Below are 18,537 nucleotides of genomic sequence, written 5' to 3' on the forward strand. Positions count from 1 at the left end.
CGCACTACAACACACTTGGTGGTAGGGTTATGCTCAGGTAACACCCTATCTTATAAGGAAAAACATTGGTTTCTTCGCTGACAACATTTGACGATATTGTTGCTGCTGCTTCGCGGGTGACGAATAAGGTACAGCACACGCCATTATTAGAGTCTCACCTGTTGAATACCTGGCTGGGCCACCGTATTTTATTTAAAGCGGAATGTTTGCAGACTACCGGAGCGTTTAAACTGCGCGGCGCAACTAACTTTCTGGCCGCAATGGAAGAACGGGGGGAATTGCCCAAACATATTGTTGCGAACAGTTCAGGCAACCACGCTCAGGCAGTCGCGTATGCCGCCTCACTGTATAACATTCCAGCAACCATTTTTTCTTCCCAGCGCATCTCTGAAGTCAAAGCCGCCGCCACGCGCAGTTATGGTGCCGAGTTGTGCCTGTTTCCAACTCGCGCGGAGGCAGATTGCGCGGTAGCCGAAGCGGCGAAAGCCGCTGGCACGGTGTGGATCCCGCCCTACAATCACCCGGATATTATTGCCGGACAAGGCACTGCTACACTTGAGGCTCTTAATGACGCCGGTCACGTAGATGCTGTATTTGCGCCCTGTGGTGGCGGTGGTCTGCTGGGGGGCGCGCTACTGGCAACCCGCGAATTATTGCCTGACGCCAGTGTGATTGGCAGCGAGCCAGCGGCGGCAAACGACGCCTCGCGATCATTGCAGTCGGGGCAGATTGAGTCACTTGATGGCGTACCAGACACACTGGCGGACGGCGCCGCCACACCAAGCGTTGGCGAACATACTTTTCCTTTGCTACAACAGCTTGACGACTTTTACGAAGTCGAAGAAAACCAGATTGCCTACTGGACACAGTGGCTGCAACACTTGCTGAAAATTCATGTCGAGCCAACCTGTGCAATGAGTATGGCAGCCGTAGCCGCCTGGGCAGTAAACACGCCGCCAGGGCAAACTGCACTGGTGATGCTTTCTGGCGGAAATATCAGTCAGGCCAGCATGAGTAAAATCTGGCAAACCGATTATCTGCAACAACCCCCGAACATTATGCAACAGGAAGACAACGTATGAGGTCATTACTTCGAATTATCACGGTGTGTCTGTCAGCATTCACCCTCCCGGTGCTCGCTGCAACCACGCTGGTTCAAAATGTAAAAGGTTATACGTTAAACAGCGATGGCGACATGCTGACTTTTACGTCAATGGCCATTGAAGACGGCAAAGTTATCGCGCTGGATCCAGACAACATACAAGCTGACACCGTTATTAACGGGAACGGCAACACGCTGATCCCCGGATTAATTGATGCCCATGGACATTTGCTGGGGCTGGGAGCGAACCTGTTAGAAGTGGATGTTCGTGACAGCAGCTCTGCCAGTGACGCTGCCGAACGCGTTGCTGCCTATGCGTTCGCGAATAAACAGCAGGCCTGGATAACCGGCCGGGGCTGGAACCAGGAATTATGGCCTGACCGGGCCTTCCCCACTGCGGCGGTGCTGGATGCACAAATCAGCGACCGTCCGGTATGGCTGACGCGGGTAGACGGTCATGCTGGCTGGGCAAATAGTCAGGCACTGGCGCTGGCCGGTATTACTAATGACACACCGGATCCCAAAGGCGGACAAATCATTCGTGATGCCGAGGGTAACGCGACCGGCGTGCTTATCGACAATGCCATGGCGATGGTGGAAAAACATATGCCTGCAGCCAGCACTGCGCAGTATGCCGCACAGCTAGAGGCCGCAGGCGCACATCTGCTATCGCTGGGCGTAACCGCGATGCACGATGCCGGCATCAGCCGCGACGTTTATGATTTCTACTTAAAGCGCGCCGTTGAAGAAACGCTGCCGGTAAGAGTCTATGCCATGATAGCCGCAACCGATCCTGAGCTGGATACCATGTTAAGCAACGGCCTGATAGACAGCGCTGATGATTTTCTGGAAATAAAATCAGTGAAAGCTTACGGTGATGGCGCCCTGGGAAGCCGGGGTGCTGCGTTGTTAGCGCCTTATTCTGATGCGCCGCACCAGCATGGCCTGATGCTTACGCAGCCAGAGGATTTTCAGAGCCTGTTTAACCATGTCATCGGTAACGGCTTCCAGTTAAACTTCCATGCCATCGGCGATCGCGCTAATCATCTGGCACTGAATCAGTTTGAGAGCACGTTTAACACCATCGGCGGTAAAACGCTTCGTAACCGTATTGAACATGCGCAGGTGATTGCTGTAGACGATCTGCCGCGCTTTGCTGAACTTGACGTGCTGCCGTCAATGCAGCCCACGCATGCTACCAGCGATATGAATATGGCAGAAGATCGTATCGGTAAAGCGCGGATGAAAGGCGCTTATGCGTGGCAGACGTTGCTGGATTCGGGCATCGCTATTCCGCTGGGTTCAGATTTTCCGGTTGAACTGGCTAATCCGTTTTACGGTATCCATGCCGCCGTCACCCGTCAGGACAGAAACAATCAGCCGGTGAAAGGCTGGTATGCCCACGAAGCCATGACTCTCAAGCAGGCGTTTCGTGGCTTTACTCTCGACGCAGCCTATGCCGCACATATGGAATCCAGTCTTGGCACACTGGAACCCGGAAAGTGGGCTGATTTTATTCTGATTGACAGGGATTTATTTGATATCCCTGAGCAAGACTTGTGGAAAGTACAGGTACTTGCTACTTACCTTGCCGGAGAGAGGGTTTATCAGTCCTCCCAGCAATAGCCGCGATGTGTGACTATGGAGCTTAAACGTAATATCGGCTTTTGGGGTGCCAGCTTTCTGGTATTAAACGGATTGATTGGCGCCGGCATCTTTGCGTTGCCAGCGAAAATGGCGAATACCCTGGGGGCCGCAAGTCCCTGGATATTTCTGCTTTTCGGTGCGCTGATGTTGTCGATTGTCTGGTGTTTCGGGCAACTCGCCCTAAAGCTCCAGGATACGGGTGGTCCAACAGTGTACAGCGAGGCCGCTTTTGGTCGGTTTGCGTCTTTTCAGACGGGCTGGTTATATTATCTGGCCAGAGCCACCGCCATTGCTGCGAATATGCATGTGCTGCTGCTTTACGCAAGCTACCTGTGGCCTGAGTTACAGTCAGCAACAGGCCAGTCACTGGCGATCCTGGTTATCAGCGCGCTATTAGTCTGGGTGAATATTACCGGCGTGAAAACAGCCATTCGGGCCTTAGATGGCATCACATTGCTAAAATTGCTGCCATTTGTGGTACTGCTATCGGTAGGCATTGTTAACCTGCCGGACACCGCAGACGCGGTGACGTTGCCTGCACTAGATACCATTGGCGCAGGGGCGTTATTAACGCTCTACGCATTTATTGGCTTTGAAACGGTTGTCGTCACCTCAGGCGAAACCCGGAAGCCTGGCAAAACCATTCCCCGAGCGCTCATACTCACGGTCATCGCCATCGCGCTGTTCTATTTCGTCGTGCAATACGTGTACTGGCATACCATAGGCGCAGGCGAATCCGACAGCGCTCCTCTCATTGTGCTGGCAGATGTGTTGTTTGGCCAGACTGGCGCCATAGTGATGACACTCACTGCGGTATTTTCGGTGGCGGGAAATTTACTGGCAAACAGTATCTCAACGTCCAGGCTTACCTTTGCCATGGCAAAAGAAAAAACGCTACCACACATTTTTGGTCATGTTCATCCTCGCTATGCCACACCGGATATCTCAATTATCGTGTTGGGCGTATTTGCTGCCATCATGGCATTAAGTGGCGGCTTCGTATGGCTTGCTATTGCCAGCGTACTCGCCCGGTTACTGGTTTACGCGCTGTGTATTGTGGCGCTGATGAAATTACAAAGACAACATCAGTGGCTACATAATAAAGGCCGTTTCAAAAAGGCAATGGCGTGGGGCGTTCCAGTACTGGCCATCGCGACCTGTATCTGGTCAGTCGCACAATCAGACGCGAGTGCATGGTGGTTTCTGGTTGGCGAATGCGCCGTGGGAGGCTTGCTGTACCTGGCGTTGCGTAAATCCAGCCACTTCCAGTCAGGCAACGGGAATGCATGAACACCGTCTTCGCCCCTGCCGCATATTGATAGTGGCTATAGGGGAATGGCATCAATGCGCAGGAGTATGTATAAACGGCCGATCCGCTTCCACGAATGATAACTGACTGGGTAATACGCCCCCATTTTGTTCGCACAGCAAGACCGACGTTGAGCCTCTTACCTGACTTAACGGTTTACCAGCGTTGCATGTACGCATTTCACCTTGAGCGGCGTACCATTCTGAAAACAAAAAAGGGCGAAACGCCCTTTTTATGCAGTCAGATAGCTGCAACGTTGCTATGAAACGATCGCGAATACTCGTCAACCCGACTGTGCTTGAGACAACTCAATACAGCGTGTTAATCCAGCGTTCTTCAGTGATGAAGTTCCAGCTCCACGCGGCCCACTCTTCGCCGAGCCCCTGTTCAACAATCTGCTCCACACTCATGCCAGCGGCTTTGTGCTTCTGGACGATGTCGCGGGTGGCTTCAATCATATTCAGAAACGCCTGATAGTCTGATTTATTCGCAAGTGGTCCGTGGCCAGGAATGATAATCGTATCGTCATCCACTTTTCCTAGCAGGGTTTTCACAGACTGAATATAGCCTTCTACACTACCGCCAGATTTCAGGTCAATGTAGGGAAAGCGCTCGTTAAAGAACAGGTCGCCGGTATGCAGCACATCAGGCTCTTCAAACCAGACTACGCTGTCACCGTCGGTGTGTCCGTTTGGCAAATGCATAACATGCAGCGTTTCATTATTAAAATGCAGCTTAATGCCATCTTCATAGGTCACCACAGGAAGTGCGCTTTCTGACACCTTGTCGTCATCAGCCAGACGTACCCGCACATTTTCATGGGCGAAAATCGTCGAGCCTTTGTGTTCATGGAAAAACGCATTTGAGCCGGTATGGTCGCCATGATAGTGGGTATTAATAATGTATTTTGGCTTGTCGCTGCCTAGTTTACCCAGCGCGGCAGCAATTTTCTCTGCCAGCGGCTCGTACTGGTCATCGATAATCAGAATGCCATCGTCCCCTGCAGACACACCAATGTTCCCGCCAGAGCCCTGCAACAGATGCACAGCACCATTAAGTGGGGTGTCAGTTATTTCTACATCTGCAAATCTGTCGTCAGCGTTAGCGCCTAACGACAGTGAAACGGCACATACCGTCGCGGCCACGCGATGCATTATTTTCATTCTGATTGCTCCAAAGTGAGTAGTTCCCGAGTCATTTATGCACCGAACAGGCAGAAAGATCACCTTTTATCAGCGACTACGCGCGTTGCCTCTACCTCGCATCCGATTTCTATATTCGCTTATTACTGTGCGGATTATCATTAAAGCGGGGGGTCAACATCCTCAGGCTGCGTTTGCAGATAAGCAAAGCGTGGCACATTCTGTCCGTCCCGAGTCACGGTTTCGGTAAACATCGTTATTGGTCTGACCCACAACTGACGCTCACCATAGCAAGGCCGGTATACCACCAGCACCTCCTCTGTTTCAGAATGCGTGGCTGTGCCTAAAACATCGTAGCAGGCTCCCTTATAATGTTGGTAGCGACCTGTTGGCAAAGGCTGTGACATGTTATTCCTCAAATGGTAATACTAACTGCTGAATATCAGTGGGGTCCGCAAGACCGATATGCAGTCCTAACAAGCGGATCCCCCTACCTGTCGCCCTGGCAAAAGCTTCATCAAGTAAAGTATAAAAATACGCTTCCGATAGCTTGCCCTGACGATGTTCAACAGTAGTTAACTGAAAGTCGTTGAATTTAAGCTTAACACCCTGCGTGCGCAACCGAACCTCTTTCCCCGTTTTCTGCTTGTGGCTGAGCATGCGTTCACGCAATTTCTCCATCAGCACGGGAATAAATTCTCTGCACTCGTCCAGTGTGTGAATATCCTCGCTTAACGTGCGCTCCACGCCAATTGATTTGCGTACTCGGGATACCGAGAGTTCGCGCTCGTCCACACCGTGAGCGCGGTTCCACAATACCGAACCAAATTTACCCAGTTCCCGCTGTATGCGCTCAAACGGGTACTGGCGCACGTCATTGCAGGTATGTAAACCCAACCGATTGAGTTTTTGCAGCGTTACTTTTCCTACGCCGGGAATTTTCCCCAAGGGCATGTTGCGCACGAATGCATCAAGTTTGTCAGGCGTGACCACGCAGATACCGTCCGGCTTATTTTCATCACTGGCAACTTTCGCCACAAATTTGCACGGGGCCACCCCGGCACTGGCAGTCAGGTTTAACTCTTGTTTAATGCGACGCCGGATGTCTTCGGCGATGAGTGTGGCGCTGCCTCCAAACAGGTTTGAATGGCTGACATCGAGGTACGCTTCATCTAAGGACAATGGCTCGATAAGGTCGGTATAGTCTGCAAAAATGGCGCGGATTTTTTGTGACTCGCGGGCATAAACGTCCATTCTCCCCTTCACCAGCACCAGGTCCGGACACAAACGCATAGCGTACGCCGTTGCCATCGCACTGCGAACGCCGTATTTTCTCGCCGGATAATTGCAGGTGGAAATGACACCGCGACGATCAGAGCTACCACCTATCGCAATGGGCACTGACTGTAAGGCCGGATTGTCACGCATCTCAACGGCGGCATAAAAGCAATCCATATCGATGTGGATGATTTTTCGCAAGGCAAACACCAACTGTATACTTAACCAGTATTTTAACGGATTTATTGCTACTGTCACCCTTTTGCAGACATCCTGTGATGAGGAGCAACGCCGACCCTAACGGAAAAATAAGATAATGCCTGCAGTTTCCTACAATTCGTAAGAAACAGACTTTGCCTCCCCCTGCGACTTTATATTGCTGCCCGCCCTTCTCTGTCTTCAGGGTATTTCAAAAAGGAGCGCCGCTCACTGTTATCAATAAATAACTATCAGCGAATATCAGCCCCGGTGTGTCACAAATCTATTAGGCTTGTGGTATCTCTTCTGTTTGCGTCATGGTTATTATGGATACGACTTATACCCTGATAGGTTCGCCGTGCTCTCTTTATACCGGAAAGTTACGCAGCTATCTGCGTTTTAAGCACATCCCCTTTGAAGAAAAACTGTCTACACAGTCCTGCTACAAAACGTTGATTATTCCGCGTACCGGGGTGCAGTACATACCGGTATTAGTGACGCCGGAAGACGATGTCTGGCAGGATACGACTGTCATCATGGACCAACTGGAGGCGCGCTTCCCGGATAATCCCATCACATCGCAGGATGCCGTTACCAATTTCGTTGCTGAACTACTGCATTTCTATGCCGATGAATGGCTGGTGATCCCCGCTATGCATTATCGCTGGAGTATAGAGGAGAACCGCCAGTTTGCTTACCGGGAGTTTGGCTTTACCGCGGCGCCAGAGTCGTCCCAGGACGCGCAGATACACCTTGGCCAGCAACTGGCACAACGTTTTGCCGGTGCGCTACCGGTGCTGGGAATAACGGCGCAGACTATCCCTGCTATAGAGCAAAGTTATCACGCGTTACTCAGCGACTTAAATGCCTGTTTTACACATTCTGACTTTCTACTGGGGAGTAAACCTACTATTGCAGACTTCGGATTCTATGGGCCTCTGTATGCGCATTTAGGACGGGATCCCTACTCGAAAAGGCTGATGGATGAGACTGCTCCGAAGGTATCTGCCTGGGTTCAAAGAATGGCATTTTCATCGCCACTTGATACCCGCGTGAGTATGGCTGGCGAGAGCAAATCGCTTCACTCCATCGTTTCCCGAATGGTGGAAGAGATGAGCGACGTGATAACGCAGACACTGGAGCAGGTGGCGAACTTTGCTTCCACACACGGCGACGTCCCGGTGCCCAGAGCAATAGGGGATGTATCTTTTAGTATCTGCGGTAGTCAAGGACTGCGAAAAACGTTTCCGTTCCTGCAATGGAAATGGCAGCGGGTGCAGGCCTGTTATCAAAGGCTAAACCGCGACGAAAAAGCCAAGATAGCAGCCCGTTATTCGCCTGGTCTGCTGCCTCTGCTCGAACTCCCCGTTAAAGCAAAGCTGACAAGACGCGATAACCAGTTGTGGTTCTCTTAATGATATGAATACTACAGACGCGACGTGGATAGCAGCGGCTTACTTGTGAACACTGAACTGCCGACTAACGCACAGGCAGCAAACGCGGTAGCGACAACATGAAGGTGGTGTTAGCCTGAGGCGCTAAAAAAATATGAGGGGAAATACCCCTCAGATACAAAAAAGCGGGCCATTAGTCGGCCCGCTTTTCTACATCATTGAAAACGCAATAACACTGCGCTATCAGCATGTTACAAAATTTGATTCTCTTTCCACTCTTTGAGCTTTTTTTCCCGCGCCTGTTCTTTTTCCATACGCGCTTTTTTTCTGTCGCAAGGCTCGGGGCAGTCGCAGGCTTTCTCAATACCTAACGCGCCCAGTCCACCACAACTACCAGAAATAGATTTTCGCTGCACCAGGTATCCCACTGCCATGGCAAGCACCATCGCCAGAAAGAATACAAAGGCAAGAATAAACGTGGACATAGTAAACCTCTAAGCTGTTACGCACTAATTCTGTACGTCTACAATTTTATCAAATTCAGATGAAATATACTCTTCAAAACCTTCCTCGGTTTTTCGGATCAATAACACCGCCAATCCCTGTTCCTCTGCCAGTGACTTCGCCTGCTCCCATCCCATCACATTAATTGCGGTTGCCAGGCCATCTGCTGTCATTGAAGAGGGATGTACCACGGTAACTGACACCAGATTGTGCGTTATGGGTCTGCCAGTGCGAGGGTCGATAAGATGAGAGTAACGAACCCCATCATCTTCATAATAATTGCGGTAGTCACCAGATGTCGCGATGGCGTTCCTGCCTATAGAGACAACTTTTTGAATCGCCCGTTCCGTGGTTACCGGCTTTTCTATGGCTATCAACCACGGATCGCCGTTGCCGCGGTGACCACGAACCCGCATTTCCCCGCCAATTTCAATCAGGTAGTTTTTAAGGCCATGCCGCTCAAGCAGTTCTGCTACCTGATCAACACCATACCCTTTTGCAATGGTGGACAAGTCGACGTAAACCATCGGATGACGCTTGGTAAGACCGGAGTTGCTTACAGCCAGTTTATCCAGACCAACAAAGTCCCGAACTTCGTCTATCTCGGCCTGCGTTGGGATTTGTGCTGGCCTTTTGTTAGGCCCGAACCCCCACAAATTCACCAGCGGCCCCACGGTAATATCCAGCACCCCGTCGCTTAATTCTCCCAGACGTAACGCTTCGGTCACTACCAGCTGCGTTTCATATGAAACCGCGAAGGTGTCGGTATAACGATACTGGTTGAATCTGGAAAGCTCAGAGGTCATATCATACGTCGACATCAGCTTATTGATCTCAGCCAGGCGATCGTCAACCTTACCCTGTAGATCCTCTCTTGCACCTTCATCCTCTACAACATATTTAATATTGTAGGTTGTTCCCATAGTCTGGCCGTTCAGATGCACAACCGGCATTTTCTCGCTGCTGCATGCGCTAAGAATCAATATCGCAGCGGCTACCATCAGAGCCTGAATATAAGCTGTTTTCACTGCATTCCCTCACTATAAAAAAAGGGGGCCTCTGCCCCCTTTCATTATACCGCTGCTGTCTTAACCACCAAAGTCATCCAGCATGATATTTTCATCTTCTACCCCGAGGTCTTTCAACATGTTGATAACCGCGGCGTTCATCATAGGCGGTCCACACATGTAGAACTCACAATCTTCAGGCGCCGGGTGATCTTTCAGATAGTTCTCTAAAAGTACCTGGTGAATGAAGCCTGTGTAACCTTCCCAGTTGTCCTCTGGCTGAGGATCTGAAAGGGCAACGTGCCACTGGAAGTTATCATTTTCTTCCGCCAGCTCGTCGAAATCTTCGGTATAGAACATTTCACGAAGTGAACGTGCACCGTACCAGAACGAAATCTTGCGATCTGTCTTAAGTCGACGAAGTTGATCGAAGATGTGCGAACGCATCGGTGCCATACCCGCACCACCACCTACGAAGACCATTTCGGCGTCAGTTTCTTTCGCGAAGAACTCACCAAATGGACCTGAGATAGTCGCTTTATCACCTTCTTTCAGACTCCAGATGTACGAAGACATCTTACCGGCAGGCAGGCTTAGATTATTAGGCGGCGGCGTAGCGATACGCACGTTCAGCATAATAATGCCTTCTTCTTCCGGATAGTTTGCCATTGAGTAGGCGCGGATAGTTTCCTCGTCTACCTTTGACTCAATATCGAAGAAGCCGAAACGTTCCCAGTCAGCACGATATTCTTCAGGAATATCGAAGTCTTTGTATTTCACGTGGTGCGGTGGAGCTTCAATCTGAATATAACCACCGGCACGGAACGGAACGCTCTCGCCGTTAGGGATTTTCAGCTTAAGTTCTTTGATGAACGTAGCCTGGTTATCGTTAGAAATAACCTCGCAGTCCCATTTCTTAATACCGAACACTTCTTCAGGCAGCTCGATGTCCATGTCTTGTTTAACCGCTACCTGACAAGACAGACGGCAGCCTTCACGGGCTTCGCGCTTGGTGATGTGGTCTAGTTCCGTTGGCAGAATTTCACCACCACCGGATTTCACATCAACACGGCACTGGCCACAAGAACCACCGCCACCACAGGCTGAAGACACGAAAATACCTGCTTCTGCCAGTGCACCAAGCAGCTTACCGCCTGGCTGAGTTTGAATGGCTTTGTCAGGATCATCATTAATGGTGATTTTCACATCACCACTAGGTACCAGTTTTGACTTGGCAAACATGATGATGAATACCAGCGCCAAAACGATGGCAATGAACATGCCGACGCCAAGAAAAATTTCTACTTGATTCATTTATATGCTCCCGAGCTCAATTACAGCTGAATACCAGTGAAAGACTGGAAACCCAGAGCCATCAGACCCGCGATCATGAACACAGAGCCCAGACCACGAATACCATCAGGCATATCAGCGTACTTCAGCTTCTCACGGACAGCGGCCAGCAATACAATTGCCAGTGCCCAGCCCATGCCACTTCCTACGCCGTAAACCACACTTTCGCTCAGTGTGTATTCACGTTGTACTGCGAATGCCACACCACCGAAGATGGCACAGTTAACTGTGATCAGCGGCAGGAAGATACCCAGCGCGTTGTACAGTGCAGGGAAAAACTTATCCAGACTCATTTCCAGGATTTGCACCAGTGCAGCGATAACACCGATGAAAGTAAGGAAGTTAAGGAAGCTCAGGTCCGCTTCAGAGAAGCCGGCCCATTCCAGCGCGCCCGGCGCCAGGATATTTACGTAAATAATCTGGTTAACCGGTACCGAAATACCCAGTACCACGATAACAGCAACACCCAGACCCATCGCTGTTTTTACTTTCTTGGATACGGCCAAAAATGTACACATACCCAGGAACAACGATAGTGCCATGTTCTCAACAAAGATTGAGCGCACAAATAGAGATAAATAATGTTCCACGACTTACTCCTTAGGCTCTACTTGCTCTGGACGAATAGTACGGATGAACCACACCATGCCGCCAATCAGGAAGAATGAGCTGAACGGCAGAATTAACAGACCGTTACCCTGATACCAACCACCGTTTTGTACCAGTGGCAGAATTTCAAATCCAAGAATGGTACCGAAACCAAACAACTCTTTGATGGTGCCGATAACAATCAGGATGAAGGAGTAGCCAAGACCATTACCAATACCGTCTAGCAGACTCATCAGAGGCGGACTCTTCATCGCGTATGCCTCTGCACGTCCCATAACGATACAGTTGGTAATAATCAGTCCCACGAACACCGAAAGCTGTTTGGATATCTCATAAGAGTAAGCTTTCAGAATCTGGTCAACCACGATTACCAGTGAAGCGATAATCGTCATCTGAATAATAATCCGTACACTTGACGGAATCTGGTTACGAATTAACGAGATAAACAGGTTTGAGAACGCCACAACGCTGGTCAGCGCCAGTGACATTACCAAGGCTGTTTCCAGTTTGGTCGTAATTGCCAGTGCTGAACAAATACCCAGAACCTGCAAGGCGATTGGGTTGTTGTCCAGGATCGGCCCCAGGAGGGCCTTTTTCATTTCTTTTGTATCTGCCATGAAAATCCCCTTATGAACGCCATGCCTGTTTCTTCAGGAACTCGCCAAAGCCCTGTTCACCAGTCCAGTAACGAATGGTGTTTTCTACACCGTTACTGGTAAGAGTTGCACCTGATAGTGCATCCACTGAGTGTGGGTTGCTTGGGTTTGCATTTTTCTTCACGCGGATAGCCACTTCGCCATCCTCAAAAAGCTTTTTACCGTCCCATTTGTCCTGCCACGCAGGGTTTTGCACCTCACCACCCAGTCCAGGCGTTTCTTTTTGCTGATAGTAAATCAGCTCTCTGACTGTCTGGCCGTCATTATCCACTGCCAGGAAGCCATACATCAGGTCCCACAGGCCACTGCCATGCACTGGCAGAATAACGCGCGATACGTCACCCGTTTCATCACGAACCATGTATACACTTGCCACGTCAGGACGACGCTGGAAACCCACATTGCTGTTGGTTACCTTGGTGCTGTACTCGGTTTGTTTGGCGGCTTTGTACATATCGTAATTGGACTCAGGTGCTTCAGTGAACTCACCGCTATCCAGATCTACGAAACGTTGCTCAACGCGCTCTGCGTATACCGACTCAATCTGCTTGTTGCTCATGCCTGTCTCATAAAGACCGGCGGCAGTCAGAATGTTGGTTTTCTTGTCCAGCGCGGCATTCGTTTGCTGCAGTGAACGAAGGCCAACCGCCGCACCTGATACCACGATAGAACATACAAGACAGACAGCAACAACGATACCGACTGTTTTTCCTAAAGATTCTTTCTTAGCCGACACGAGCTACCCTCCGCTTAATATTGCTTTGCGCGACAAAATAGTCGAACAGTGGCGCCCACAGGTTAGCAAACAGAATTGCCAGCATAACCCCTTCCGGGAAAGCAGGGTTAAGGACGCGAATCAGTACTGTCATAAATCCGATAAAGATACCGTAAGCCCATTTACCTTTATTGGTGAAGGAGGCTGATACCGGGTCGGTCGCCATGAAGAACATACCAAATGCCAGGCCACCTACTACGAAGTGCCAGTGAGCAGGCATCGCAAACATGTAATTAGTATCGCTGCCAATCATGTTCAGCAATGTTGCGAAAAACGCGACACCAATCGCCACACCCGCAACAATTCGCCAGCTGGCGATGCGCATGTACATGATAAACAGACCACCAATCAAGATAGCCAGTGCAGACACTTCACCCGCAGAACCTGAAATGGTTCCCAGGAAGCTGTTCATCCACTGATCCATGTTGCTGTAATCCAGATTACCTGACGCAGCCTGGCTTAATGACGTGGCACCTGAGTAACCATCTGCAGCAACCCAAACCTGGTCGCCAGAGATTTGTGCAGGATAAGCAAAGTACAGGAACGCGCGGCCTGACAGAGCTGGGTTTAAGAAGTTACGGCCAGTTCCGCCGAACACTTCTTTGGCGATAACCACACCAAAGGTAATACCCAAAGCCACTTGCCACAAAGGAATAGTCGCCGGCAATGTAAGCGCGAATAACACTGAAGTTACGAAGAAACCTTCGTTAACTTCGTGCTTACGCACTGAAGCGAACAGCACTTCCCAGAAGCCACCGACAATAAATGTAACGGCGTAAATTGGCAGCCAAAAACAGGCGCCGTAGAAGAACATGCCCAGGATACCGGCATTTGTCAGGTCACCACCTAACGCCGTGAACAGACCAGCCTGCCAGGTATCAGGCAGTGTACCTGCACCCGCAGCAATGGCTTCACTTGCCTGGAATCCGATGTTGTACATACCGAAGAACATGGCCGGGAATGTTGCCATCCATACCATGATCATGATGCGCTTCAGATCGATACTGTCACGCACGTGTGTACTGGCTTTGTTTACTTTGCCTGGTGTGTAGAAGATAGTCGCGGCTGCTTCATACAACGCGTACCATTTTTCGTGCTTACCACCTGGCTCGAAGTTTGGTTCGATTTTTTCTAAATACGCTTTTAAACCCATGACTTAACCCTCTTTCTCAATCGTGGTCAAAATGTCGCGCAGGATCGGACCATAGTTGTATTTGCCAGGGCATACGTAAGTACACAATGCCAAATCTTCCTCATCCAATTCCAGGCAACCCAACGCCTGAGCACTGTCAGTATCACCGGAAATCAAATCACGCAGTAATAGCGTAGGAATGATATCCAGGGGCATAACGCGTTCGTAATTACCAATTGGCACCATAGAACGCTCAGAGCCATTGGTTGTTGTTGTCATATCGAATTTCTTGCTGCCACTTAGGTGACCTAAGTAAGCACGGGTCACTGAGTGTTTATCTGAACCAGGCGTGATCCAGCCAAACAATTTCTTCTCGCGACCTTCTTTTAACAATGAGATTTGCAGGTGGAAACGACCCAGGAAGCCGTGAACACCTTGTGCAGTTGTCCCGTTCAGTACGGAACCAGACACTACGCGGATATCACCGTCAGTTTGTTCGTTTTCAGTCAGTTCAGTCACATCTGCGCCCAAAAGCGTGCGAACCAGGCGAGGATTTTTCGCAGCCGGGCCACCAATAGCCACAACACGACGATTATCCAGTTCACCACTGGTCAGTAAGGCGCCAATTGCCATTACGTCCTGATAGTTAACTGTCCAGACTTTTTTGCCCTGACCCACGGTATCCAGGTGATGGATGTGCGTGCCAGTAAGTCCGGCAGGATGCGGTCCGCCAAACTCTTCAACGTCAACCGCGGCGTTGCCGGTTGGTACCGTTGCGCCAGCCGCTTTACAGACGTAAACCTTGCCACCGCTCAATTGCGTTAACGCATTGAGGCCGCTTACGAAGTCGGCTTCACGCTCAGCAACGATAACGGTTGGGTCTGCTGCCAGTGGATTGGTGTCCATAGCATTAACAAAGATGGAATGAGGCACAGAATCGAGTGCAGGTGATTTGCTGTAAGGACGCGTTCTCAATGCCGTCCACAACCCTGACTCTACCAGAATTGACTGAAGTTGCTCACGTGATGTGCTGGCGATCTGGTCAGCTGCGATCTTGTCGAAAGTAACGGCATCGTCACCTTCGATTTTAACCACTACTGACTGAAGAACACGTTTTGCACCACGGTTAACCTCTACCACTTCCCCCGCAGCCGGCGCAGTGAATTTCACGCCAGGATTCTTTTTGTCTTCAAAAAGAATCTGACCTTTTTTCACTTTGTCGCCAACCTGGACGTGCATGGTAGGGCGCATACCCACATATTCTTCTCCCAGAACGGCAACGCGCGTGACAGCAGATCCGTCAGAGATCTGCTGCTGCGGCGCTCCCTCAATTGGGAGGTCGAGACCTTTCTTGATTTTTATCATATGTAATTGCACTACTCTAATAGAAATACCCTTTTGCATGACCGCAGGAATTCTGCCTGTCATCATGCGAAAGCGCACTCTAAACAGGTGTTAATCACCTTTCGCTATTGAATATCCCAATTTAGACATTTCCGGCTACCGAGTTTTCGGCTAATCGCGTCGGAAAGTCGCTTCTGACGTTTCTTGCTTTTCTATCTTGATAGACGAGTGGCTGGCCGCTTGCTTGTATTATTATTGTTGTGATGCGTGTTCCGCGCCACTGTCACGACGTAAGGCAGATTAGACCCTACTTAATTTCGGGATTTTAGCATTAACCAATACGGTTGTGCCATGCTAATCACTGAGAAACCAAAATTTTTATACTAATTAGTGTAAAAATGACGATACTGCCAGTCAGTACAAGGCGTTATCTACATTCCTGCAACAATAGCCCCGCTTTTTTTCGCCCTATGGCAACACCTGATTCGCCTATCAATAAAAATTTAAAATATTGATAAAGCTGGAAAAACTTAGTTTTGTAACCAAGAGCCCAAAAAAGCCGTCGTGAACGACGGCCTTTTTACAGTAAAACTCAAGGAAGGTGCGAATAAGTCTATGGTCGCTCAGGCTCACAGCCACGTACCTTCCTTTACTTACCAGCTTACCTGCGGATCGACATCGGCATCATAGTCAACACCGTCAATATCAAAGCCGAATAACTTCAGGAACTCATGATGGTAACCAGCATAGTCGCTTAACTCATGAAAGTTTTCCTGCGTTACCTGATCCCACAGGGCTTTGATTTTAGTCTGTGTCGCATCGTTGGTTTCTTTGCCGTCCATGCGGAAGCGATTCGCTTCATCCAGCGTTGGGTTATCTCCATACAGGCACGATGTGAATAATCCGTAGATTTGTTCGATACACCCTTCATGGGTGCCTTCTTCTTTCATTACCTGATAAATCAGAGAAATGTACAGCGGCATCACCGGAATCGCTGAACTGGCCTGCGTTACCAGTGCTTTTAGTGAGCTCACATGCGCATCCACTAACAGGTGGCTGTGCTTGCCAATAATTGCGGCGGCGGCACGGTCAAGGTCTTCTTTCGCTTTACCAATTGTCGCCTGCCCGTAGATTGGCCAGGTTAATTCTTTACCGATGTAAGTGTAGGCTGTGGTCTGGCAGTTTTCCGCAAGTACACCGGCATTGGCCAGCGCATCCATCCATAGCTCCCAGTCTTCACCACCCATCACCTTGATGGTATTGAGAATTTCTTCGTCGTTAGCCGGCTCCAGTGTAACCTCATGCACTTTATCTTTATCGGTGTCGTAGGTTTTCGTCGTATAAGACTGGCCGACTGGCTTCAATGTTGATTTGTAGGTGATGCCGGTTTCAGGGTCGGTGCGCCGCGGTGCTGCCAGGCTGTAAATTACAAGATCGACCTTGCCCATCTCTTCTTTGATTTTGGCAATCACATCGTCTTTCATTTCGCTGGAAAAGGCGTCGCCATTGAGCGTGTCGGCATAGAGTCCGGCTGATTTAGCCTGGTCATGAAAGGCCGCCACGTTATACCAGCCAGCCGTTCCGGTTTTACGCTCGCTGGGTTCTTTTTCAAAACATACGCCAAGCGTTTTTGCGCCGTAGCCGAACGCTGCGGTAATTCTTGATGCCAGCCCGTATCCGGTCGAGCATCCCAGCACCAGCACATTTTTTGGGCCCTCACCCAGATCGCCCTGTTGCTTTACGTATTCAATCTGTTGTGCCACCGACTCTGCACAGCCTTTCGGGTGTGCATTGGTGCAGATAAAGCCTCTGACTTTAGGCTTGATAACCATAACTTACGTCCTTTGCTAATTGTGCGGGTATTGTAATGATGCCTAACGGGATAACAACTCGGAGCAGATAAGACAATGGTCGGATCGCGTCAGGCCGCAGGAAATATAATGATAGTAGCGACCTGTTACTGTGTCAGCAACAGGTCCTGATACTTTGTCTTAGCGGTTATTATAGTAAGCCTGCTCGGAAAGTTTGTGATACTCGCGAACGCCTTCATAGAAAGCCTTATACGATGCATACACTTTTTTAAACATCGGATCTTCCGCCGACTTTTGCGCCATGACGTCAGCCGTCGCTTCTTTGAGTGCAGCCAGCACGTCATCCGGTAGCGGTCGAACCTTAACGCCGTGTTCGTTAATCAGCTTCTGCATCGCCTGGTTATTACGCGCGGTGTACTCGTCCAGCATATCCTGATTTACCGCGCGGGTAGCGACCTCCACGATTTTTTGTAAATATGCCGGCAGTGCCTCATAGGCTTCCTGGTTGACAATAAATTCCAGCGCGGTGCCCGGCTCATGCCACCCTGAATGGTAGTAATAGTCAGCGGCCCGAAAAAGACCAAAGGCAAGATCATTGTATGGACCTACCCATTCGGTCGCATCAATCGCGCCGGATTGCAACGACACAAATATCTCGCCGCCGGTCAGAGACACGGGAACGCCTCCTACCACTTTGAAGACTTCGCCACCCAGGCCGGGGATACGCATATTCAGGCCCGAAAAGTCATCCAGGCTGGTAATTTCGTTTTTGAACCATCCCGCCATTTGCACCCCGGTATTGCCACCGGCAAACGGGATAACACCAAACGGCGCATACAGCTCGCGCCACAGCTCCATGCCGCCGCCATAATGCAACCAGGCATTCATTTCCATCACATTCATGCCAAACGGAATGGCAGAAAAAATGGGCGCTGCGGGCATTTTCCCTTTCCAGTAATATGCACCGGCATGCCCCATCTGCGCGGTGCCCTGCGATACCGCGTCAAACACTTCAAATCCTGGCACCAGCTCTCCAGCACCATAAACCGTTACCTGCAGGCGACCACCCGACATGGCATTAACGTAGTCAGCGAAGGTTTCCGGGCCTCGTCCGAGCCCGGGAAAGTTTTTAGGCCAGGATGTCACCAGCTTCCACTTATAGGTTTGTTGAGGTGCGCTTGTTGTATCAGCTGCGGTTTGCGTCGTATTATCCGAGCACGCAGTCAGGGTTGCCAGGGCGAGCACTAACAATCCGGCTATTCCGTATTTTTTCATT

General features: G+C 50.1%; 17 protein-coding genes. 4 read left to right on the top strand and 13 right to left on the bottom strand.

The annotated features are described in order from the left end of the window. The first annotated feature begins 65 nt into the window (after positions 1–65). The 3 genes from ACLBLI_RS15945 to ACLBLI_RS15955 are packed head-to-tail and all read left to right on the top strand — an operon-like array spanning position 66 to position 4,039. A complete protein-coding gene (locus ACLBLI_RS15945) occupies positions 66–1,082 on the top strand; it encodes a serine/threonine dehydratase (protein WP_414828558.1) in 1,017 nt (338 codons plus the stop codon). Next, complete coding sequence (locus tag ACLBLI_RS15950) at positions 1,079–2,728, top strand: amidohydrolase (protein ID WP_414828559.1); 1,650 nt, start codon at positions 1,079–1,081, stop codon at positions 2,726–2,728. The genes ACLBLI_RS15945 and ACLBLI_RS15950 overlap by 4 nt, the downstream gene beginning before the upstream one ends. A 15-nt stretch (positions 2,729–2,743) precedes the next feature. Then, positions 2,744–4,039 carry an APC family permease gene (locus ACLBLI_RS15955; RefSeq protein WP_414828560.1) on the top strand — a complete coding sequence of 432 codons (1,296 nt, stop codon included), beginning with the start codon at positions 2,744–2,746 and terminating at the stop codon, positions 4,037–4,039. 327 nt (positions 4,040–4,366) lie between these two features. On the opposite strand, the gene ACLBLI_RS15960 is transcribed toward ACLBLI_RS15955, so the two are convergent. From ACLBLI_RS15960 to dinB, 3 genes are all read right to left on the bottom strand, one after another. After that, positions 4,367–5,212 carry an MBL fold metallo-hydrolase gene (locus ACLBLI_RS15960; RefSeq protein WP_414830981.1) on the bottom strand — a complete coding sequence of 282 codons (846 nt, stop codon included), beginning with the start codon at positions 5,210–5,212 and terminating at the stop codon, positions 4,367–4,369. Between the two features lie 149 nt (positions 5,213–5,361). Further along, entirely contained in the window at positions 5,362–5,607 is a 246-nt protein-coding gene (locus tag ACLBLI_RS15965) for a DUF1653 domain-containing protein (RefSeq protein WP_414828561.1), read from the bottom strand. Between the two features lies 1 nt (position 5,608). After that, positions 5,609–6,679: a DNA polymerase IV gene (dinB, locus tag ACLBLI_RS15970; RefSeq protein ID WP_414830982.1), complete on the bottom strand. Its 1,071-nt coding sequence runs from the start codon at positions 6,677–6,679 to the stop codon at positions 5,609–5,611. 323 nt (positions 6,680–7,002) lie between these two features. Here dinB and ACLBLI_RS15975 point away from each other — a divergent pair, with 323 nt between their 5' ends. Continuing rightward, positions 7,003–8,091 (top strand): glutathione S-transferase family protein, encoded by a 1,089-nt coding sequence (locus tag ACLBLI_RS15975; protein ID WP_414828562.1) that lies wholly within the window; start codon positions 7,003–7,005, stop codon positions 8,089–8,091. 230 nt (positions 8,092–8,321) lie between these two features. On the opposite strand, the gene nqrM is transcribed toward ACLBLI_RS15975, so the two are convergent. The 10 genes from nqrM to ACLBLI_RS16025 all read right to left on the bottom strand — a co-directional run bounded on the left by nqrM (position 8,322) and on the right by ACLBLI_RS16025 (position 18,536). After that, the gene (gene nqrM, locus ACLBLI_RS15980; RefSeq protein ID WP_414828563.1) at positions 8,322–8,555 is read right to left on the bottom strand and encodes a (Na+)-NQR maturation NqrM; all 234 of its coding nucleotides are present in this window, start codon (positions 8,553–8,555) and stop codon (positions 8,322–8,324) included. A 24-nt stretch (positions 8,556–8,579) separates the two neighbouring features. Next, the gene (locus ACLBLI_RS15985; RefSeq protein WP_414830983.1) at positions 8,580–9,575 is read right to left on the bottom strand and encodes an FAD:protein FMN transferase; all 996 of its coding nucleotides are present in this window, start codon (positions 9,573–9,575) and stop codon (positions 8,580–8,582) included. An 87-nt stretch (positions 9,576–9,662) separates the two neighbouring features. Beyond that, complete coding sequence (gene nqrF / locus ACLBLI_RS15990; protein ID WP_414828564.1) at positions 9,663–10,895, bottom strand: NADH:ubiquinone reductase (Na(+)-transporting) subunit F; 1,233 nt, start codon at positions 10,893–10,895, stop codon at positions 9,663–9,665. A 20-nt stretch (positions 10,896–10,915) separates the two neighbouring features. Then, positions 10,916–11,524: an NADH:ubiquinone reductase (Na(+)-transporting) subunit E gene (gene nqrE / locus ACLBLI_RS15995; protein ID WP_414828565.1), complete on the bottom strand. Its 609-nt coding sequence runs from the start codon at positions 11,522–11,524 to the stop codon at positions 10,916–10,918. A gap of 3 nt (positions 11,525–11,527) precedes the next feature. Continuing rightward, positions 11,528–12,160, bottom strand: coding sequence for an NADH:ubiquinone reductase (Na(+)-transporting) subunit D (locus tag ACLBLI_RS16000; protein ID WP_218313007.1), 633 nt, complete (start codon positions 12,158–12,160; stop codon positions 11,528–11,530). A 10-nt stretch (positions 12,161–12,170) separates the two neighbouring features. Next, entirely contained in the window at positions 12,171–12,935 is a 765-nt protein-coding gene (locus ACLBLI_RS16005) for a Na(+)-translocating NADH-quinone reductase subunit C (protein WP_414828566.1), read from the bottom strand. Beyond that, positions 12,925–14,127, bottom strand: coding sequence for an NADH:ubiquinone reductase (Na(+)-transporting) subunit B (locus ACLBLI_RS16010; RefSeq protein WP_414828567.1), 1,203 nt, complete (start codon positions 14,125–14,127; stop codon positions 12,925–12,927). The genes ACLBLI_RS16005 and ACLBLI_RS16010 overlap by 11 nt, the downstream gene beginning before the upstream one ends. A 3-nt stretch (positions 14,128–14,130) precedes the next feature. Further along, positions 14,131–15,471, bottom strand: a complete 1,341-nt coding sequence (locus ACLBLI_RS16015; RefSeq protein WP_414828568.1) for a Na(+)-translocating NADH-quinone reductase subunit A — start codon at positions 15,469–15,471, stop codon at positions 14,131–14,133. A gap of 632 nt (positions 15,472–16,103) precedes the next feature. Beyond that, positions 16,104–17,282 (bottom strand): enoyl-ACP reductase FabV, encoded by a 1,179-nt coding sequence (gene fabV / locus ACLBLI_RS16020; RefSeq protein WP_414828569.1) that lies wholly within the window; start codon positions 17,280–17,282, stop codon positions 16,104–16,106. 159 nt (positions 17,283–17,441) lie between these two features. Continuing rightward, a complete protein-coding gene (locus ACLBLI_RS16025; protein WP_414828570.1) occupies positions 17,442–18,536 on the bottom strand; it encodes a TRAP transporter substrate-binding protein in 1,095 nt (364 codons plus the stop codon). Position 18,537 lies beyond the last annotated feature (1 nt).

Origin of the sequence: Alteromonas sp. H39, from assembly GCF_047556435.1 — a bacterium.
GTDB lineage: Bacteria > Pseudomonadota > Gammaproteobacteria > Enterobacterales > Alteromonadaceae > Alteromonas.